This window comes from Aquimarina pacifica, assembly GCF_000520955.1.
Lineage (GTDB): Bacteria > Bacteroidota > Bacteroidia > Flavobacteriales > Flavobacteriaceae > Aquimarina > Aquimarina pacifica.
The window spans coordinates 1-22,493 of the sequence record NZ_JACC01000015.1 but is presented as its reverse complement, the minus strand read 5'-3'; the positions used below and the strand labels follow the sequence as shown (position 1 = coordinate 22,493).

Below are 22,493 nucleotides of genomic sequence, written 5' to 3'. Positions count from 1 at the left end.
TATATCACAAATATCTTTTTTTATTTAGAGTATAAAAATACACATATGTTTATTTAGATCGTATTCAATATACCTTTTAAAAACAGAAAACACTCCCTTCTCTAAATATTAAAAAATGAATAATTACTATCCCCATACTCTGCCTTATTTATAATAAATACAAGCAATAATACTTACTTTACATTCGAAACATTTAGATGATGTTTCATTAATAAACATAAAACATCTACATAAAATAATGGCAATTTACTGTGTTTACTTTTGTAACGTAAACTAATTAAACTAAAACAGTAAAAATGAACACACTTAACAAATTATTTTTTGGGCTTTGCATAATCCTTTCGACTGGGGTATTTCTTGCCAGTTGTAATTCGGATGATGCTTTAGACGGACTAGATGGTCAAAATGGTGTTGATGGGGTTGATGGACAAGATGGTTCTGATGGAGAAGATGGTGAGGATGGCGCAGACGGTGCTGATGGAGAGGATGGAGCTGATGGAGTAGATGGTATGGATACTAACATATTTTTAGCATCTTCTAAGACTCCTAACTTTTTGAAAGTAACAACTGAGTTTTCGAATTTAAAAATTAACCCAATTCTATCTTCTGAAGATGTAATTCCTAATTCACCAGATTTTGTATATGGTTCTATGGCGGATGGAGCAGGTTTATTAGCCGAAACGGATGGGACTTTTACATTAATTAATAATATTGAAGCTGACTTCTCTATCGCTAGAATTAAATTAAACAAAGATTTAAGACCAATATATGGAGAGTATATTCTAAATGCAGAAGCAACTGCATATACTGCTCAGTGTTCTGGTTCAATGATTACCCCAGAAGAACATGGTTTTGGACCATTATACCTTTCTGGCGGAGAATGGGGCGGTTCATCACAAGGAGTTTTTGTAACAGATCCATACAAAGACGCAACTAATGCCGGAACAGCAGAAATGTTACCTGCTTTAGGGCAATGGGTAACCGAAAATGCAGTAGCACTAAATCAAAATGCGTATGCAGGAAAGACAGTTGTTTTTATAGGAGATGATCAAGGTGAAGATGATATTCCTTCGGGACAATTAGGAATGTATGTTGGAAACCAAGGAGACTTATCCGGAGGTGCTTTATACGGATTAAAAGTAACCTCAACAGGTATTGATTACGAAGTTGATATGGAAGAAGGTGTTGAGTATGATGCTGAGTTTGTTGAATTGGAAGAAACAGAAATCACTGCACTGGATGCAGAGTGCAAAGCAAAAGGACTTATGGGATTCTCTCGCTTAGAAGATATCGATTGGAGAAGAGGTTCTGCTTCCAATAACAGAGAAGTATATTTTGCAGTAACAGGTCGGGACAAACCAGACTTATATGGAAAAGGAACAATTTCTGGACGTATTTACAAAGTAACTCTAAATGACACAGATCCTACTGGGGCCGCAAAAATTACATGCGTGCTAGATGGTGATGTTGAAGGAGGAACTGCCGAAGAATTTCTTTCACCAGATAATATTTTAGTTACAGAAAACTACGCATATCTTCAAGAAGATCCAGCTATCACGGGTACAGGTAGTAAAGTACACTATGCTAGGTTATATCAATATAATCTAAACTCAGGAGAGTTAAAAGTAGTGGCTGAGTGTGATCAAGTAACTGCTGAGACAAAAGGATATGGATCTGCTTCTAGTAGATGGGAAATTACAGGAATGATTGATGTAACTGATATTGTAAATAATGGTAAAAATACTTTCTTAGTAATGACGCAAAATCATAAATGGGAACCCGCTGACGGAACATCCTATACAGATCCGAAAGCTATTAGTACACCATACAGAAATGAAGGTTCAGTTTTACATATTGTTACAGGATTAGAAAGATAAAAATGACTCAAAAAAACATTAGTCAAGCTAAGACATACCTCTGTGTATGTCTTTTGCTTTTAGTATTAGCTTGCAATAAAAAAGAAGACAAAAACGTATACAAATCAATAAATAACCCTGTAAAAAAGATAGAAAATCTATATACAAGATATTTAACAAATGCCATTAAATATTTAGATAGTATAGAAGGAAAATCAAGAGCAGAACAAAAAAAACATTACGTTTTAGCCAGAAAGAACTTTAAACTATTAGAGCCTATTTTGGCCTATACAGATAAAGGTAATTACAAGTCATTAAATGCACCAAACATCATAATTGTAAAAGGAGAAATAAGCTTTGATACCAAAGTATTAAATCCTATTGGTTTTCAAGTGATAGAAGAGACACTTTATGAAGATACTTTGGATACATTAGCTCTAGAACACACAATACGTGTAACTAGTAGAAGACTAGAACTAATTAAGAAAAACCTACAATTACAATTAAAAGACTATCATACTATATGGTTGCTTAGAGATCAAATTGTAAGGATAGCAACCACAGGAATAACAGGTTTTGATTCTCCAGTTTTGGGGCAGTCTTTATTAGAAAGTAGTTATACTTATGAAACACTTATTGATATTCTAAAAATAAATGAGAATAGGTTCACTTCTAAAGAAGTATTTAATGATTTTATCACAGCAATAAAAAATGCTCAAAAAGCATTAGACCATGATTTTGACACTTTTGATAGATATAGTTTTATTAAAAATCATATCCATCCTCAGTTAGAGAAGTTAGTAGAAGTTCAGAAAGACTGGAAGGTAACTTTTCCCTTTGAAATGGCTTTATCTAATGACCTTACCTCTCTTTTTACAAAAGAAACTATTAATCTCAATTATTTTTCAGATCATTTGGCTGATACTACTCAAATAGAAGCAAAAGTTTCTTTAGGTAAGGCCTTATTTAATGATACTTCATTATCTAAAGATTACAATATGGCCTGTGCAACTTGCCATATTAAAGAGGCTGCGTTTACAGATGAAAAAAAAACATTTGATAAACATCAGACAAGAAATACACCTACTATTACCTACAGTGCGTATCAAAAAGCTTTTTTTATGGATGCAAGAGCGGGTAGCTTAGAAGGACAAATCATCGGAGTTGTAAAAAACCATAATGAGTTCAATATCTCTATGGATTCTATAATCGACCGATTAATGAAAAATGAAAATTACAAAGAAAAAATCACAACTTTATATAAGAATAAGAGGGTTGATTTTAATATTCGTCATGCAATGGCATCCTACATTAGAACTTTAAATACTTTTACTTCTAAGTTTGATAAAAACATAAGAGGAGAAGAACAAACCTTAACTACCGAAGAACAACTTGGTTTTAATCTATTTGCTGGTAAAGCCATGTGCGCCACATGCCATTTTGCTCCCATTTTTAACGGTACAGTTCCTCCTAACTATAAAGACACAGAATTAGAATTTATTGGTGTACCCGAGACAAAAGATACGATCAACCCAAAAATTTCTCCTGATTTAGGACGCTATAGTTTATTTAAAACACCAGAGAGAAAACATTTCTTTAAAACACCAACAGTTCGAAATATAGCAAAAACCGCTCCTTATATGCATAATGGTGTCTACAACACCCTAGAAGAGGTAATGAATTTTTATAACAAAGGCGGTGGAGCAGGATTAGGATTAGAGAATGAATATCAAACATTGCCATTTGATAATCTAGAACTCTCTAAAGAAGAAATTAATGCAATAATTGCATTTATGGAAACACTTACTGATGAAGCGTATTGACTTATGTTAAAAGATTAAGTGGTAGATCATACTTGAGAGTATAATTAAAAATACTATACGGTGTTAAATGATATACACCGTATAGTATTTTTACGTTTTTTAAAGCATCATAGAACTAGAATTTTAAAAAGTGAAAGACATTAATTCTTCTAAAAAATATTCATGCTTTTGTTGGGTATAATCCAAATGTGTTACAAATCTTAATTTTCCTTGTCCCATGCCATAGAAATGTATATCTTTTTTTGCCATTAAAGAAATAAAATTATCTGCATCTTCATCGATCGTAAATATGATAATATTCGTTTCTATTGGTTCTACCTTTTTTACAAATGATAAATCCATAAGTACAGCACCCAGTTCTTTTGCTTTTTTATGATCTTCTTCTAATCTATCGTAATTATGATCAAGGGCGTATATCCCTGCAGCTGCCAAATACCCTACTTGTCGCATCGCACCACCTAATGTCTTTCGCACTCGAATAGCATCGTTCATAATTTCATTATCTCCTACTAATAAGGATCCAACAGGAGCACCTAAACCCTTACTTAGACATACCGAAATTGTATCAAATACTTTACCGTATTCTATAGCTTCTTCATTTTTTGCAACCAGAGCGTTCCATAATCTAGCACCATCTAAATGATATCCCAGATTATGTTCTTGACACACTTGTTTTATATTTTTAATTTCTTCAAAATCATAACAGGCTCCTCCTCCTTTGTTTGTGGTATTTTCTATACACACCAGACTTGTTAGCGCACTATGGTAAAAATCAGGTGGATTTATTGCTGATAACACTTGATCTGCTGTTATCATTCCTCTATGACCAGATAGAAGTTTACACGATACACCACTATTAAAAGAAACTCCTCCCCCTTCGTAGTTGTATACATGAGCATACTGATCAGCTATCAACTGTTCTCCAGGATGCGTATGTAACTTAATAGCCGTTTGATTAGCCATACTACCCGAAGGAAAAAATAAAGCCTGATCTTTACCAAACATGTTGGCAACTTTTTCTTCTAAGGCATTTACAGAAGGGTCTTCTTTATATACATCATCTCCTACTTCTGCCTGCATCATAGCTTCTAACATTTCTTGAGTAGGTCTTGTAATCGTATCACTTCGTAAATCAATTCTCATTTTAATATCTTTATTCATACTATGTATACCTATGTTTAGATATCGTTTAACCTATCATTATGCTTTCATCCCATTTTGAATCAAAAGGAGATAAATATGATAGTATAGATAACCCTATTCCTGCAATTCCTTCTAGTAAACTTGTATCTGGTTTCCATTGTTCCTCATCGTTCACATTCCATACCATATATCCAGCATACCCGTTTTTATGTATATCTATTTGTAAAGATTGTTCTGCCCAAAATATCATAGCTTTTCTAAAATCTTCATCTTTGGTTTTTTTATACAAATAATTATAAATATGAAGAATGCCAAAGGTACCGTGACATAGACCTGCATCGTGTATACCGGCTTCTTTAGGATCTCTTCTTCTTGTAGATTTTTTCAAGATTCTTAGAGCTTCGTCATATATATGTCTATTCTCTAAGACCTCTCCTACTCTCAACAACGATATACCAATACCTAAATCACCATAACACCAAGATAATCTAGAATAACCCTCGTTTACTTCACCTTCGACAACCCAATTCGGAAATGTAGCGCTAAGCGTCTTGTCATTATTTTGATGGGCCAAAATATACCCTGAAGCTTTTATCAAAAGCTCATGAACATCTTTATAAAATACCGTTAACTCACCTAAACGGGCAAGAAAATTAATAATACTGGCAACACCATGTGACAGACTTAAGTTACATCCTTTATCTTTTCCTCCTATTTGTAACGGTGACTCCCACCAAATCTCTTCATCATTTTGTTTTGCTAACGTCTTTAGACTAATTACTAATTCATCTAGATACTTTTTGTATTTATTCTTTAATTTTTGAGAAGAAGAGTTCTTATACCTTTTTAGAAAATAATAACCATAACCAATCGCACCATGCAAGAAATCAAAATTTTCTTTTTTAATATCCTTACGCATAACTTCTAATAAAAAAGAATCTAAATCAGAGGACAAAAAGTCATCATCTAACGCTACAAGCTCTTCCTCCTTAAGGATTTCTAATACCCAACATGCTCCTGCAACTCCTGTACAAAAAGTAGGTAATACATTTCCTGTATTAATTAATTCTACCATTCGCATAAGATTCTCAGCTCCTTGATCAGCAAAGCTATCATCCTCTAAAAACTTAGAATAATAAAACTGAAACAATGCAACCCCCGAGATTCCGGATAATACACCTACATCACTAATTTCTTCACTCTTAGCATTTAGGATCTCACCTATCTCTTTTAATTTATTCTTAAATAAATTCTCTATCTCCATAGTTATAATGCAATATATGAATAACCTGTTTTGTGTAATTTTTGAAAAGCATCCCTTTACATATTTTAGAACGTTCTAAAATATGTAAAGGGATAAATATAACCAGCAATATATTGATCTTATAGCAAAACTTCTCTAAATTCTAAAATTTCTGATCGTGAAGAATATATTAATATTCACACGAAATCACGGTTATGGTTTATGTAAAAAAATAATTCGATACTCCAGATTCCTCTTTTAAGAAAAAGAGTTCTATTTTTGATAAAAATTTCGATATATGATTACTACCGATCAGGTAAAAGATATTGCGAATAGAGTTTCTGCTCTAAAAAAGTATTTGAATATAGAACAAAAGTTAATCGAAATCACTAATGAAGAAGAAAAGACTTTTGCTCCGGATTTTTGGAACAATGCACGAGAGGCAGAAATACTAATGCGGGAGCTCAATGCGCAAAAAAAATGGGTGGCTGATTATAAAAAAGGCGAAACCTTGGTTGATGATCTTGAAATTTTATTTGAATTTCATAAAGAAGGAGATGCATCTGAAGAAGAAGTAATCGAGAAATATGAAGAAGCACTTCTACTCATCGAAGATATGGAATTTAAAAACATGTTAAGTGATGAAGGAGACAACTTAAGTGCTGTGCTTCAGATCACTGCAGGAGCAGGAGGAACAGAGAGTTGTGATTGGGCAAGTATGCTTATGAGAATGTACTTAATGTGGGCAGAGAAAAAAGGATTCAAAATTAAAGAACTTAATTATCAAGATGGCGATGTTGCTGGTATTAAAACGGTGACTTTAGAAATAGAAGGTGATTATGCCTTCGGCTGGCTGAAGGGTGAAAATGGAGTTCATAGATTAGTAAGAATTTCTCCTTTTGATAGTAATGCCAAAAGGCACACCTCTTTTGCCTCAATATATGTATACCCTCTTGCTGATGACAGTATTGAAATTGAAATAAATCCATCAGATTACGAAATCATTACGTCTAGATCCAGTGGTGCAGGAGGACAAAATGTGAATAAAGTTGAAACTAAAGTACAACTTACTCACTTCCCTACTGGTATACAAATATCTTGTTCGGATTCGAGATCTCAGCATGATAATCGTGATAAAGCATTACAAATGCTAAAATCTCAATTATTCGAAATGGAACTTAAAAAACGACAAGCACAAAGAGCAGAGATAGAAGCTTCTAAAATGAAAATAGAATGGGGATCTCAAATTCGAAACTATGTTATGCATCCTTATAAATTAGTAAAAGACGTTAGAACTGCACAAGAAACAGGTAATGTTGATAGTGTTATGGATGGCAATATCGATGCATTCTTAAAAGCCTTCCTTATGATGATGGGACAAAAAAATGAAGATTAATTCTCCTTATAGTCGAATGACTAATACCCAATCCTTTCGCCAAAAATTAAAATGAAGTAAGATTTTGGAAATAAATTTTAAAACTTTATCAAAATAAAATGACAACTATATATCATAACCCCAGATGCAGCAAATCAAGACAATGCTTGGCTATTCTAGAAGAGCACAAAGAAGATCTCAACATTGTCAAATATCTCGATACTCCATTTACCAAAGAACAACTTGAACAAGTTATTGATCTTTTAAAAATAAAACCTATAGACCTTATCCGAAAAAATGAAGCAATTTGGAAAGAAAAATTCAGAAATAAGGATCTAAGCGATACAGACCTAATAGCAGCTATGTGTGAATATCCAAAACTTATAGAACGACCAATTGTAATAAAAAAAAATAAGGCAATCATAGGAAGACCGCCAGAAAAAGTAATTAATATTTTATAATTACATAATTAAATGAATTAAGCTTTTACAAAAAAACCGAATCAGAAGTATCTATACTTCTGATTCGGTTTTTTTTCTTATGATATCTTTTCTGTATCTTCTCTTGTTATCTTCTATTGACAAAGAATACTTTTTATGCTTCTTCTAGTACAAAATCAACTTAACTCCTAATCCCAAGTACGGAGTAAAATCTCCTACTTCACTATTAAAATGATAGGTTTCATTCGCCTTGAAATTAATCGCTACAGTAGGTTTCAAAAATATATCTGCATCTAATCCAAAGTATACCCCAAATACAGCAGTACTTGGCTCAACATTTTCACTCAACACATCTCCATTTTCAAGAACATCGTCTCCTTCATTTATAACCTCATAACCAACTGTTGCTCCTCCTCCTAGTGCTATTGCATATTTTCTATTATTATTACGTAACAAATCATAAAAATATCCTGCATTAAGGGAATAAAGACTCACAGGAATATCGATATCTCCATTTTCTAGGTCAGAAAAACTACCCTGAAGACTAAATTGAAAATAATCAAATTCATTCTTCTTATAATCCACTGTTACCATTCCTGCAAAACCATTTTGCACGTATCCGCCAGTTAGAGAAAATGCCATTTTATGACTTTGCGCATGAACAGAAAATGAAGTTGCAAAGATGATTGCAAGAATTAAGTACGTATTCGCTAATCGTTTTTTCATGAAACCCGTTTTATTACTGTATAATTTTTTGTTAGAAAAGCATAAATTTATCAAAATTTAACGAAGTCTACATAAAAAAATTGCTTTTCGTAGTAAAGTTTCCTTTTAAAATGATATTTCCCCCAAAATAAAAAGTTTCAAAAAATGGGGCGCCTAAAAAAATGAAATCAAAAACACTTAATAATCAAATAGTTACACATTTGTTTCCTTTTCAAAAAATAAAAAAAATAGAATCCTACAATCAAAAATATTTTCAAGCCTTATTTAACAAATCATTAACCGCTTCGCGTAATTGCTTATAATATTTTTGAATCTTGCTACCTTGATACAAACATATGAAGTACCTTATATTTTTTCTTCTTATTCCTATCTTTTTCTCTAATGCACAAAATAAGAATGCTTCAACCGGTTCAATAACTATAAAAGGAATTATCAAAGACAAAGACTTAAACCAACCTTTAGAATATGCAACAATATCATTTTTTAGCAAAAAATTGCAAAAAATAGCTACTGGTGGTATTACTAATTCTAAGGGATATTTTACTGTAGATATTCAACCCGGAGTATACGATGTAATTATTGAATATATTTCGTTTAGAACTAAAACAATTTCCAATCAACGTCTTTTTAAAAATACTGATTTTGGAATACTAAAACTTGAACTAGATACAGAATCACTTAATGACATCGTGGTGATTGCAGAAAAAACTACGGTAGACATTAGACTAGACAAAAAAATATATAATGTTGGTAAAGATCTAACAGTATCAGGAGGAACCGTAAGTGATGTTCTTGACAATGTTCCCTCAGTATCTGTTGATGTAGAGGGAAATGTTGCTTTGAGAGGTAATGATAATGTAACCATTCTAATAAATGGAAAACCCTCTGGACTTGTTGGACTCAATAGTACTGATGCCCTTAGACAATTACCCGCAGAATCTATAGAGCGTGTAGAAGTAATAACCTCTCCGTCTGCTAGATACGATGCCGAAGGTACCGCAGGGATTCTTAATATAATTTTACGCCGAAGCAAATTACAGGGATTAAATGGAGCCATTACCGTAAATACAGGATACCCTCAAACTGCTGGTGTATCTGGTAATCTAAATTATCGGACAGGCGATTTTAATATTTTTACTACCTCTGGATATCAATACAGAGAAAGGCCCGGGAATTCTCTAACAGCGTCTCGTTTTTTTAACATTGAGCAAGATCCTGATATTCTAGATAATTTTATTGATAATCCAGATACATTTCTCAATGAAGAACGAAAATTCGATAGAGTGCGCAATGGATTAAACACGAATATAGGTATAGAATGGTATATTAATAATAGTTCTTCTCTAACTTCCTCTTTTTTATATCGTTTTAGTGATAATCAGAATAACTCTACGAATTTTATCACACAACCAGATCTAAATGGTACAGTTATCAGTAGTAATATTCGCTTTGACCCAGAAGCAGAAGATGATACTACAAAACAATACTCCCTCAATTATAACAAGGATTTTGATGATAATGGTCACAAATTGACTTTTGATTTTCAAATAGAAAATAGTAGCGAAGAAGAAAACTCTAAAATTACACAAGATAACATTTCAACAATCGAATTGGTACAAACTCTTGAAGATCAAAATGAAATTTTGTTACAAACAGATTATGTATTACCTATTCATGAAAACAGTCAATTCGAATTAGGATATAGAGGTAATTTTAATGAATTAGATACAGATTATTTAGTGCAATTAGATAGTAATGGTACTATAACGACTGATACAAATCTATCAAACAATCTAATTTATAAAGAATACATAAATGCCGTATACTCACAGTTCGGAAGTAAAAAGGGAAAACTCACCTATCTTCTTGGGTTGCGTTTAGAAAACTCAAGAATCACAATTGATCAGCAAACTAGTGGCGATTTTAATAAGAAGAAATATACTCAATTATTTCCTACCATTAATTTGAGTTATGAAATTTCTGAAAATCAAAATTTTACTTTAGGATACAATAGAAGGATACGAAGACCTAGATCAAGGTATATTAATCCTTTTCCTTCGAGATCGAGTGCCACCAGTCTTTTTCAGGGAAATCCTGATATAAACCCTAGCTACTCGAACACCTTTGACTTAGGATATCTAAATAAAAGTAAGAAATTCACTTTGAGTTCTTCTATTTATTATAGTAATTCAACTCAGGTATTTACCTTTATCTCCGAAGACACAGGTGATACCGCAATTATTGGTGCCGACGAAAATAATGAAGGTACTATCGTTCCTGTGATCCGAAGAACCCCAGTAAACCTCTCAAATTCTTACAGATATGGATTTGAATTAGCATTAAGCTATAATCCATCAAGAAAATGGAGAATTAATAGTGATTTTAATGCTTTTCAAAATAGCATACGAGGCACCTATGAGGACGAAAACTTTGATGCCGATATTTTTTCATGGTCAGCACGTTTGAACAATAAGGTTTCTTTGCCTGCCAAAATTGATTGGCAAACAAGTATCAACTACAGAGGACCTAATGAAAATGCTCAAACAAAAACCGATGGAATATTCAGTATGAACCTAGCATTTAGTAAAGACTTATTTAATGAAAAAGCATCATTAACATTTAACGTCAATGACGTTTTTAATACAAGAAAAAGACAAAGCATTTCTACAACGGAAACATTCACCTCGTACAGCGAGTATCAGCGTAGGGAACGTAACTTTATTTTGTCATTTACATATAGATTTAATCAAAAGAAGAAAAGGCAAAGACAACAAAGAGATAACGAAGATGATAGTTTTGAATAGTGGTTAATTATGAATAAAACATCTCTAACCAATACGTTTTAGCTGTAACACTTTTTAATACTGCTATATCAAAAACCCTGCGTTCTTGATAAACAACTACAATATAAAATTATTTAAGCTTACTGGTTATTAAACTAAAAATGAAATAACACCTGTAATTACTACAATTAAAAATTTACCGAAAGTAATAAAATCACAAAAAGGAGATCAAATGACCTCCTTTTTGTGATTTTATATAATTGTATGATCAGCTATATACTAAGATTGTTCTTTAGCCTTACGTTTAGCTTCTTTTCTTAATTTAAAATTTTCAATATTCGCACCAATAATCCAATAAGGAACTACAAAAGTTAATAAAAAGATCATTAACCAAAATCCTATGGTAAGAATGGTTAAAAATGCTAAAAAACCTAGATACTGATCAAATTCAAACATATTATTATTCTAATTTTCAATTTTGACAAAGATAATAAGTCTTATGTATTTGTCCTCATAGAAATTTAATTTATTTATAAATTCTATTACGAATATATTCTAAACTTCAAAAAGTGGGTTCTTTATTCAGAAATAGCAAGACAAATGCTTAAATTTGCACTCTTTAAAAAATAAATCATCATACCTAATTATGGACTACAGAATAGAAAAGGATACAATGGGCGAGGTAAAAGTGCCTTCTGATAAGCTTTGGGGAGCTCAAACAGAACGTTCTAGAAATAACTTTAAGATAGGGGCAGCTGCATCTATGCCGTTAGAGATTATTTATGGATTTGCATACCTTAAAAAAGCTGCAGCTTTTACAAACTGCGAGCTAGGAGTTCTTGCAATAGAAAAAAGAGATCTTATTGCAAAAGTATGTGATGAAATTCTTGCAGGAAAGCATGATGATCAATTTCCACTAGTAATCTGGCAAACAGGATCTGGCACGCAAAGTAATATGAACGTTAATGAGGTGATTGCCAATAGAGCGCATCAATTAGCTGGTAAGACTATTGGTGAAGGTGAAAAGACAATACAACCGAATGACGATGTCAACAAGTCTCAATCTTCTAATGATACGTTCCCTACAGGAATGCATATTGCAGCATATAAAAAGATTGTCGAAGTAACAATTCCTGGGATTACTAAACTTAGAGATACATTAAAGAAAAAATCAGAAGATTTTAAAGATGTTGTAAAAATTGGACGCACCCATTTTATGGATGCAACACCTTTAACTATAGGACAAGAATTATCTGGCTATGTCTCTCAATTAGATCATGGACTTAAAGCCTTAGAAAACACATTACCACATCTTGCAGAAATGGCTTTAGGTGGTACTGCAGTAGGAACGGGACTTAATACTCCCAAAGGATATGCCAAGCGTGTATCAGAATTTATTGCTCAATTTACCAGTTTACCATTTATAACGGCAGAAAATAAATTTGAAGCTCTTGCCGCTCATGATGCATTAGTAGAAACTCATGGGGCATTAAAACAACTTGCTGTTTCTCTTAACAAAATAGGAAATGATATTCGCATGCTTGCTTCTGGACCTAGAAGTGGGATTGGAGAACTGATAATTCCGGCAAACGAACCAGGAAGTTCAATCATGCCTGGTAAAGTAAACCCAACACAATGTGAAGCTTTGACAATGGTATGCGCTCAAGTACTTGGTAATGATGTTGCTATCAATGTTGGTGGTATGCAGGGACACTTCGAATTGAATGTATTTAAACCTGTTATGGCCGCTAATCTATTACAAAGTGCACAGTTACTTGGTGATGCATGTGTTTCTTTTGATGAACATTGTGCGCAAGGTATAGAACCCAACCAAAAACGTATTACAGAACTATTAAATAATTCTTTAATGCTTGTTACAGCATTAAATACTAAAATAGGATACTACAAAGCTGCAGAAATAGCGAATACCGCACATCAAAATGGTACAACACTAAAACATGAAGCAGTTTCTTTAGGATTCGTTAGCGAGCAAGAATTTGAAGAATGGGTTAAACCAGAAGATATGGTTGGAGAACTTAAATAATTTCCTCAATAAAATTATATCCACTTACCGTTTAAATCCCTGATATTCTTACTATGTTTTAGTAATATCAGGGATTTCGTTTTTTATATATAACTATAAAGTGTGTACATCTTTGTATTCATATTAAGAGATCTAAATAAAATTGCAAAAAAAACAATATCACCTTAATACTAAAAACAATAAATTAACGTTGTTTTTCAAACCCTTAACACTTTATAGTGTTAATTAAAAAGAAGATCACCTATAAAACTGTTGTACAAATACTTAACATAATATAATCTTTACATATTGTTTAATGAGAGGAAGCTCAATTAACAATTTTAACTTTTTATTAGTATTTTAGTTTTCTATTAAAATACTAATAAATTATGTTTTTGATTTATGATTAAATGACAGTTTTAAATCAAAATAAAAAAGATAAGTTCTAAAAGTATTTTTAAAACTTAATAAATCAAAACCGAACTTATAGGCGGTTATAAAATAATGATTAGGGAAAAATTAACATTTTAAATGGAGTAGGCAAACTAAAATCTATAATCAAACAAAAACAAAATAAAACACTGTAAATCAGATTTTTAAATATAATAAAACAAAAATAACATATTATTAGAACCAAAAAGTTGTCGTAAGACCTAAAATCTTTACTAATAATACCTAACATTCAGATTTTTTTAGAGTTTTTTTTTGTTATTTTAACAAAAAATAAATTCTACTTGTAGAGCTTTGTATATATCAATAAATTAAAAAAAATGAAACACTTCAAATCGCTAAGCATATATTTTGGTATGCTACTTTTATTAATCACTTCTTGTACAAAGGATAATATTTTAGAAGTAGTATCAGATGGAGGAGGTAACGTTTTGAATGTAACCGCAGAAACTACAATTATAGCAAAAGATGCTACGGTACAATTAACAGCAACTCTGGGCTCTTCTGATACACCTGCAGAAAATGTAATTTGGACAACAAGTGATGAATCGCTCGCCTCAATAAGTGAGACTGGCTTAGTAACAGGTATAGAATCTGGGATTGTAGAACTTACGGGTACAATAGACGGAAATGCCAATATAAACGGTAGTATATCCATTGCAGTAACTGGGGCAGATTCTAAAGAAATTACAACCTTTACGATTGCCGAAAGAACGGCTACCATTACAGATGGTCAAATAGCCATCGAAGTTCTGACAGACACAGATATTTCCAAATTAACACCAATTATTGAACATAGTGGACTATTTATTACTCCTGCTAGTGGTATAGAACAAGATTTCTCTGAACCAGTAACATATACTGTTACCGCAGAGAATGGAGATACACAAGAATTTACAGTAAGTATAACTTTTACAGATGCTATGGTTCCTGGTTCAGAATTTATAACAACCTGGACTGGTACAACCGTTGTAATCCCTATACAAGATGCATACCAATATAATTATGGTGTAGATTGGGACAATGATGGTATTGTAGATGAATCAGGAATTACGGGTGAAGCTTCTCACACATACAATGATGAAGGACCTCATACAATTCGTATTAGTGGTACTTTTCCTGCTATAAATCATGAAGATCCGTATGATGATGATGGTGGCTCAGAGGATTTGATAGAACTTAATCAATGGGGAACAGGAAAATGGTTATCATTTGCCAATGCATTTAATAGATGTCCTAATTTAGAAATTTTGGCAACGGATGTCCCTGACCTGTCCGAAGCTATAAGTGTTTACAGAATGTTTTCTTATGCGGAGCTTGCAAATCCTGATGTGAGTAATTGGGATGTCAGTAATATTGAAATTTTGTCCGGAATGTTTATGTATGCAACCGGCGCAAATCCAGATGTAAGTAATTGGGATACCAGTAATGCAACAGACATGTCTCATCTTTTTAGAAATACAACTATTGCTAATCCTGATGTAAGTAATTGGGACACCAGTAACGTTGCCAATATGTATTTTATGTTTTATAATGCAGATGCTGCAAATCCTGACGTAAGTGAGTGGGACACCAGTAACGTTACCGATATGGGATATATGTTTGGTTTAGCAGACATAGCAAATCCTGATGTAAGTGATTGGGATACCAGTAAGGTAACTTCCATGCTATATATGTTTGGTGGAACTGCTGTAGCTAATCCAGATGTAAGTGGATGGGACACTAGTAATGTAACGAATATGTCCTTTATGTTTTATAATGCCTTAGTTGCAGAACCGAATACAACAAATTGGGACACAAGCGAAGTAACTACATTTCGATATACTTTCAGAGGAGCTCCTCTTGCCAATCCTGATACTACTGATTGGGACACCAGTAATGTAACTCGAATGGATTATATGTTTTATGAAGCACTGAGTGCCAATCCAAATACAGATAATTGGGTAATTGGTAATGTAACTACTATGTTCAATATGTTCTTTGGGGTAACACTACCCACAATTAGTTATGACAAAATGTTAATTAACTTTGAGGATCAGGCACGACAAAGTAATGTCTCTTTTCATGGCGGTAACTCTATTTACTGTTCAGGATCAACGGCAAGAGCAAATCTAATAAGTACAACACTATGGACCATTACAGATGGCGGATCATGTTTTTAAATTAATTTTAACTAAATGATGATAATATAAAGAAGAACCAATTACAAATGTTCTCTTTTAGAAAAAATAAAAAATAAAAAATAAAAAAATGAAACAATTCAAGCCACTAAGCATCTACTTTGCTTTGCTAATACTAGTAATGGCATCCTGTAGTGATGATTCAGGAGATAACTCAAATACAGATACAATTGCTATAGAAGTAACCGCAGAAACTACATCAATAGTCAAAGACGCTACATTACAATTAACAGCAACTTTTACTCCTGCAAATACAGCCAATCAAAATGTTATCTGGAGCAGTAGCAATGACGAAAAAGCTACTATTGACGAAACGGGACTTGTGACTGGCATCGCTGCTGGTATTGTAGAACTAACTGCTACTTCTGAGAGTGATTCTAGTATTAGTGGAAAAATGTTCCTTCAAATAACAGGTCCTGATGCGAATGACTTAGTCTCTTTTACTGTAGGAGACCGAACGGCAACTATAGAAAACAATGAAGTAAATATTGAAGTTTTGGTAGGTACAGATATTACAAAATTGATCCCTACTATTGATTATATGGGTGCTTTTATTTCGCCTGCTATTAATACTCCACAAGATTTTAGTGAACCGGTAACCTATACAATTACTGCAGAAAATGGAGATACCCAAGAATTTACGGTTACTATTACTTTTACAGATCAAACGATAGCTGGCACAGAATTTATTACAACCTGGACAGGAACATATGTTTACATACCTATAAACACATCATATGAATACAATTATGCTGTAGATTGGGATAATGATGGTGTTGTCGATGAATCAGGAATAACCACAGCTACCTATCATAGATTTGAAGATGATGGTCCGCACACTATACGTATCACGGGTACATTTCCTGCTCTAAATCATCAAGAAGATGAAGAAGATGAAGAAGATGTAGAAAATTTAATTGAACTTAATCAATGGGGTACCAACAAATGGCTTTCGTTAGCAAATGCTTTTAACTACTGTGTTAATATGGAAATCCTTGCAACAGATCAACCAGATCTTTCTCAGGCAATAAGTACAGAAAAGATGTTTCAACAAGCCGATAAAGCAAATCCTGATGTAAGTAATTGGGATATGAGTAATATCACTAATATGAGTCGCATGTTTTATTATGCAAATATGGCTAATCCTGATGTAAGCAATTGGGATACAAGCAATGTAAGAGATATGTCTAGAATGTTCAGTGGTATCAGCGGTAATCCTGATGTAAGCAATTGGGATACGAGTAAGGTAACCAATATGTACTTCATGTTCTATAATGCAGATAATGCAAACCCGGATGTAAGTAATTGGGACACAAGTAATGTCACCAATATGGGATATATGTTTGGAGCAACTGAGATTGCTAATCCTGATGTAAGTAATTGGGATACAAGTAACGTAACAAGTATGAGGTTTATGTTTGGCGGGACTACTATAGCTAATCCCGACGTAAGTGGATGGGATACAAGCAAGGTAACAGATATGTCATATATGTTCTATAATGCATTAGTTGCAGAGCCAAATACAACTAACTGGGATACAAGCAGTGCAACTCAATTTTATTATATGTTTAGAGGAGCTCCTTTTGCCAATCCTGATACCAGTAATTGGGATACGAGCAATGTAACTACTATGGGTTATATGTTCTATGAAGCAGTTAATGCAAATCCCGATACTGATAATTGGGAAATCAGTAAAGTGACAAATTTTACTGGCATGTTTTCTGGTGTTACCCTACCGACATTAACTTATGATAAAATACTAATTAGTTTTGCAGGACAAGCAAGGCAAAGCGATCTTTCATTTGATGGTGGTAATTCGATATATTGTTCAGGGACAACTGCAAGAGCTAATTTAGTAAGTTCAACTAGTTGGACTATTACAGACGGAGGACAATGTCCTTTATAAGTGAAAAACAATTTTCTTGTTAATCACTCCACTGTGTAAATAACTAAAAAACAAAACAACAACCCTTTATAATTCTAGAATTATAAAGGGTTGTTTTATAAAATATTATTTCTACATTTCTCTTATACCCCAGTTAAAACGTCATTTTTTGAAATAGATTGATACGATTGACACCAATAATTTAAGTTTTTATTAAGATTAATGAATTAAATTCAATAAGTTTATGCTAATGAAGGTTACTATACTTATTGCAATATCATTCCTATTTATTAATGTTTCGGTTACTTCTGACACCTACATCGGAAAATGGGAAATCAAAGGAGGGTCTATTATAGAAATTTACGAACACGAAAATGTATTTTACGGAAAAATACATAAGCGTACTAAAAACCCGCAATCCAATCTTAACGGACTAGACAACAAAAATCCTATTAAAGAACTTCAAAAACGTCCTCTAATTAATATGATTATTTTGGACCAATTAAAATATGAAGATGGTGTGCTTTCTGGTGGAACTATCTATAATGCTGATAGCGGAAAAACATATACCGTAAAAGTATGGATTGATCCAGATAACACTAATGTTTGTTATATACGTGCTTATAAAAGTTTTTTATTCAAGACCTTTGAAGCTTATCGAGTTATTGAATAAATCATGTATCATCTATTTAAACTAGAAATTAGTCATAGATTTGATTCAAACAATCTTATTTTTTGAAAAGACTGTGGAAATTATTTGAATATAGAACGTATCGAATAATGCGCAGAAATTCCTAACGTATAATAACACTATTAACTCTATTATGTTTTGCTAGGTGTAAAGTTATTGATGAATTCAACACAATAGGAATTAAAGCCGAATAGATCTAAAGTACGTCACCACTCATGTACGAAATAGGCGGCTGAAGTGACAAAAGGAACGCATAAACATAAAATAAAAGTCAGTACCAAGCCAAAAGTTCGTGAGTAGCACCACACTACAAAAACACACGATGCTTCCACCCCTGCATCAGAATATATTAAAGTCAAAAGGATTCTCTAAATCAACTGAGTACTTAAATATTTTATCAAGAAGTGACTTTTTGCATTCTAGATCATTAAAACTCTAAAATAGCTAATCAACAATACGGTTACTCCAAAAACTAAATCATACTATAAAATAAGATTTTTCATTCGAATTCGTTACTTTTAGAGTTGCGCACCTTTTCTAACTCTAAAAATTTCTCCTGTGAAAATTAAAAAATTCTGGAAACGAATTTTAGTCCTACTAATTATTGTTCCTCTTTTATTAGTAGGAGGTTTAATACTATACATTCAGAGTAACCAATCCGAAATTATTAAGGAGGAGATTGCAAAACTAAACAAAGAACATAAAGGTCTTATAGGCGTGGGTGAAAGTAAATTATCACTTTTTGCCAACTTTCCGTATATATCCATAAAAGTTAATGATGTAAAAATTTTTGAAACAAAAGAAGACGATGCCCCCATCATAATGGATGTAAAAGATATATACGTAGGTTTTAACCTATGGGATATTATCAATAAAAACTATGACATTCAATCTGTTGTAATCGAGGAAGGCGTTTTTAATATTGTTATTCATGAAAATAACACTACTAATATTCAAAACTCATTGGCAAGCACTTCTGAAACAGAGACACCTTCTACTAATATTCATTTAAAAAAAATTAAATTCAAAAATTTAGATATTCACACTTTAGATGAAGCTACTAATACTGATGTCGAAAAATTTATATACACTGGTATAGGCGGTTTTAGTCAAAAAGATAGTATTATCGCTGGGCACATAGATACTGATTTTGAATTAAATGTGATAAAAGATGGAGATACAACATTCATCCATAAAAAGCATTTTGAAGTTCATACAGATGTAGTATTTAATGAACATACTGGCATTCTCGACATAGAGCCTTCAGGTATTATCATGGAAAATGGTGATTTTGAGTTAGAAGGAACTATAGATACAAAGAATGATGTAGACCTTGACCTTTCTATAAAAGGAACAAAGCCTAATTTTGATATGCTTATAGCTTTTGCTCCAGCGGATGTAATACCCGTATTAGAGAAATATAAAAATGCCGGTGAAATCTATTTTAACGCCAGTATCCGAGGACCAGCAAACAAAGGAAATAGACCGTTTATCAATGCTCATTTTGGAGCTGGGAAAGCCTTTTTAGAAAATACTGAAAGAGCCAAAAAGATTGATAATATGGGATTTAATGGGCATTTTACTAATGGAGAGAATAGAGACGCTAGTACCATGGAGTTTTCTTTAACCGATATGACGGCGTCTTTAGAAAAAGGTGAGTTTGAAGGTTCGATTTTTGTTAAGAATTTTGAATCCCCAGAAGTGGATATGAAAATCAACTCGAATTTCAACCTCAATTTTATAACCGACTTTTTTGAATTAGAGCAAGTTCAGGATGTCTCAGGGCAAGTATCCTTGAAAATGAATTTTCATGATATTATTGATATTGAAAAACCTGAAAAAGCATTACAAAAACTCAATCAATCTTACTTTACAGAATTGATTGTAAAAGACTTGAGTTTAGTGACAGAAGAACTTCCCGCTCCCTTACACGATTTGAATATACATTTAGTGATGAATGGCAAAGAAGCATCTCTTAACAAGTTTGAACTATCTATAGGAAATTCAGATCTATCTATAAATGGTTTTCTATCAGACTTACCTTCTATTGTACATCATACGAACATCCCTGTAGAAGCTCATTTAGACATCACCTCTAAAAACATAGATATCAAAGAATTAACCCGATTTTCAAAACAGGATACTATCCAAAATGGTTTCGATGAGCAAATAAAAGACTTGAGTTTAGGCCTTTCTTTTAAAGCTTCTGCAAAAGATTTTACAGAATCTGAATATTTACCAAAAGGAGAATTTTTTATTGATAGTTTATATGCAGACTTGAAGCATTATCCGCATAAACTTCATGATTTTCATGCCGATGTGTTGATAGATGATAAAGACTTGGAAATAATAGATTTTACAGGGTATATAGATGATAGTGATTTTCATTTTGATGGGCTAATACATGATTATGCTTTTTGGATGAAACCGCAACTGAACGGAGATGTAAATTTAGATATTAACCTCACTTCGAACAAATTAAGATTAGAAGATGTCTTTTCGTATAAGGGCGAAAATTATGTTCCAACAGAATATCGACATGAAACGTTTGATAATTTGGCATTGCATGTTGCATCTAGTATGCATTATAAAGATTCTTCTTTACACTCTATCGATCTGGCTTTAGACAAGTTAAATACAAAAATGAAATTGCATCCGCTTCGCTTTGATAATTTTAGAGGAAACATACATTACGAAGAGGAACACTTGGTAATAAAAGACTTTCATGGTGAAATAGGAACTACTAACTTTAATTTCGATCTAAACTACTATTTGGGAGATGATCCACAAATAAAGAAAAGAGATAATTACCTAGAATTAAAGGCAAATTATATCGACTTTGACGCACTTTTTAATTTTGATTTAAGTCCGCCAAAACCCACAGAAGTTATAACTTCAAAAACCGCAGATGTAAAAGAACATGCAAATGCATTCAATTTGTATGAATTGCCTTTTACAGATATGCAATTTAAGGCAGATATCGCCCACTTTATTTACCACAGAATAGATCTTCAAAATATCAAAGCAGATTTACGAACAACCCCTAATCACTACATTTATATAGACACCTTACATATGGATGCGGCGGGAGGAAATATTAAATTAGGTGGATATTTTAATGGTAGCGATCCAAAACATATCTATATGCGACCGGATTTGGTGATGAATAATGTTGATTTAGATAAATTACTATTCAAATTCGAAAACTTTGGACAAGACCACCTTGTTTCAGAAAACTTACAAGGTAAGCTTACCTCTAGAATTAAAGGTAAAATTAGAGTATACCCAGATATGGTTCCTGATCTGGATCAATCTAATATAGAAATGGAAGTAAAAGTGCTAAATGGAAGATTAAAAAATTACGATCCAATGTTAGCACTTTCAGAGTATATGGGAGACAAAAACCTTCAGAACATTCGGTTTGACACTTTACAAAATAACTTAGCTATAAAGAAAGGGAAGATTCATATTCCTGCTATGACTATCGAATCTACTTTGGGCCATATAGAATTGTCCGGTACGCATGATCATAATCAAAATATTGATTATTATTTACGTATTCCTTGGAAGACTGTAAGAAAAGCTGCTTGGGGAAAATTGTTTGGTAACAAGAAGGAAACGGTGATTAGTGAGGAGCAAGAAGATCAAATTGTAGAAATAGATACTACCAAAAAAACAAAGTATCTTAATTTAAAAATCAAAGGTAGCATAGATAACTATAAAGTATCCTTGGGTAAGAAAAAGAATTAGACGTATTGTGATTATGCGTATAAGTAAAATAAGGCGCTATCCAATATTTTTTGGGTAGTATCTTATATGCCGTGTAAACGAATACCGGCGGGTTTAAGGTAGTATCTCATTAACTGTGTAAGTTA

At 32.6% G+C, this 22,493-nt stretch carries 14 protein-coding genes; 10 read left to right on the top strand and 4 right to left on the bottom strand.

The genetic code is table 11. The annotated features are described in order from the left end of the window. The first annotated feature begins 296 nt into the window (after nucleotides 1–296). Nucleotides 297–1,877 (top strand): PhoX family protein, encoded by a 1,581-nt coding sequence (locus DZ60_RS0110545; protein ID WP_025742040.1) that lies wholly within the window; start codon nucleotides 297–299, stop codon nucleotides 1,875–1,877. Between the two features lie 2 nt (nucleotides 1,878–1,879). Continuing rightward, nucleotides 1,880–3,679: a cytochrome-c peroxidase gene (locus tag DZ60_RS0110540; protein WP_025742039.1), complete on the top strand. Its 1,800-nt coding sequence runs from the start codon at nucleotides 1,880–1,882 to the stop codon at nucleotides 3,677–3,679. A gap of 123 nt (nucleotides 3,680–3,802) precedes the next feature. On the opposite strand, the gene DZ60_RS0110535 is transcribed toward DZ60_RS0110540, so the two are convergent. Both DZ60_RS0110535 and DZ60_RS0110530 read right to left on the bottom strand, forming a co-directional pair. Further along, nucleotides 3,803–4,822 (bottom strand): threonine aldolase family protein, encoded by a 1,020-nt coding sequence (locus DZ60_RS0110535; RefSeq protein ID WP_025742038.1) that lies wholly within the window; start codon nucleotides 4,820–4,822, stop codon nucleotides 3,803–3,805. Nucleotides 4,823–4,868: 46 nt separating this feature from the next. Further along, nucleotides 4,869–6,086 (bottom strand): lanthionine synthetase C family protein, encoded by a 1,218-nt coding sequence (locus tag DZ60_RS0110530; RefSeq protein ID WP_025742037.1) that lies wholly within the window; start codon nucleotides 6,084–6,086, stop codon nucleotides 4,869–4,871. Between the two features lie 277 nt (nucleotides 6,087–6,363). On the opposite strand from DZ60_RS0110530, the gene prfB reads away from it, so the two are divergent. Next, entirely contained in the window at nucleotides 6,364–7,461 is a 1,098-nt protein-coding gene (gene prfB, locus DZ60_RS0110525) for a peptide chain release factor 2 (RefSeq protein WP_025742036.1), read from the top strand. Nucleotides 7,462–7,559: 98 nt separating this feature from the next. Continuing rightward, entirely contained in the window at nucleotides 7,560–7,901 is a 342-nt protein-coding gene (gene arsC, locus DZ60_RS0110520) for an arsenate reductase (glutaredoxin) (RefSeq protein ID WP_025742035.1), read from the top strand. Nucleotides 7,902–8,045: 144 nt separating this feature from the next. Here the strand turns inward: arsC and DZ60_RS0110515 are convergent, their stop codons facing one another. Continuing rightward, the gene (locus tag DZ60_RS0110515; RefSeq protein ID WP_025742034.1) at nucleotides 8,046–8,606 is read right to left on the bottom strand and encodes a conjugal transfer protein TraO; all 561 of its coding nucleotides are present in this window, start codon (nucleotides 8,604–8,606) and stop codon (nucleotides 8,046–8,048) included. 335 nt (nucleotides 8,607–8,941) lie between these two features. Here DZ60_RS0110515 and DZ60_RS0110510 point away from each other — a divergent pair, with 335 nt between their 5' ends. Then, nucleotides 8,942–11,410, top strand: a complete 2,469-nt coding sequence (locus tag DZ60_RS0110510; RefSeq protein ID WP_025742033.1) for a TonB-dependent receptor domain-containing protein — start codon at nucleotides 8,942–8,944, stop codon at nucleotides 11,408–11,410. A gap of 258 nt (nucleotides 11,411–11,668) precedes the next feature. Here DZ60_RS0110510 and DZ60_RS25450 read toward each other — a convergent pair whose 3' ends face one another. After that, nucleotides 11,669–11,845: a hypothetical protein gene (locus DZ60_RS25450; protein WP_162831961.1), complete on the bottom strand. Its 177-nt coding sequence runs from the start codon at nucleotides 11,843–11,845 to the stop codon at nucleotides 11,669–11,671. 190 nt (nucleotides 11,846–12,035) lie between these two features. Between DZ60_RS25450 and fumC the strand changes: the two genes are divergently transcribed. From fumC to DZ60_RS0110480, 5 genes are all read left to right on the top strand, one after another. Then, complete coding sequence (gene fumC / locus DZ60_RS0110500) at nucleotides 12,036–13,433, top strand: class II fumarate hydratase (protein WP_025742032.1); 1,398 nt, start codon at nucleotides 12,036–12,038, stop codon at nucleotides 13,431–13,433. 749 nt (nucleotides 13,434–14,182) lie between these two features. Continuing rightward, nucleotides 14,183–16,024 (top strand): BspA family leucine-rich repeat surface protein, encoded by a 1,842-nt coding sequence (locus tag DZ60_RS24215; RefSeq protein ID WP_081740469.1) that lies wholly within the window; start codon nucleotides 14,183–14,185, stop codon nucleotides 16,022–16,024. Between the two features lie 88 nt (nucleotides 16,025–16,112). Next, nucleotides 16,113–17,948, top strand: coding sequence for a BspA family leucine-rich repeat surface protein (locus DZ60_RS24210; protein WP_025742030.1), 1,836 nt, complete (start codon nucleotides 16,113–16,115; stop codon nucleotides 17,946–17,948). Between the two features lie 229 nt (nucleotides 17,949–18,177). Beyond that, nucleotides 18,178–18,600 carry a DUF2147 domain-containing protein gene (locus tag DZ60_RS24205; RefSeq protein WP_025742029.1) on the top strand — a complete coding sequence of 141 codons (423 nt, stop codon included), beginning with the start codon at nucleotides 18,178–18,180 and terminating at the stop codon, nucleotides 18,598–18,600. Between the two features lie 576 nt (nucleotides 18,601–19,176). Then, nucleotides 19,177–22,368, top strand: coding sequence for an AsmA family protein (locus DZ60_RS0110480; RefSeq protein WP_025742028.1), 3,192 nt, complete (start codon nucleotides 19,177–19,179; stop codon nucleotides 22,366–22,368). The last annotated feature ends 125 nt before the right edge of the window (nucleotides 22,369–22,493 follow it).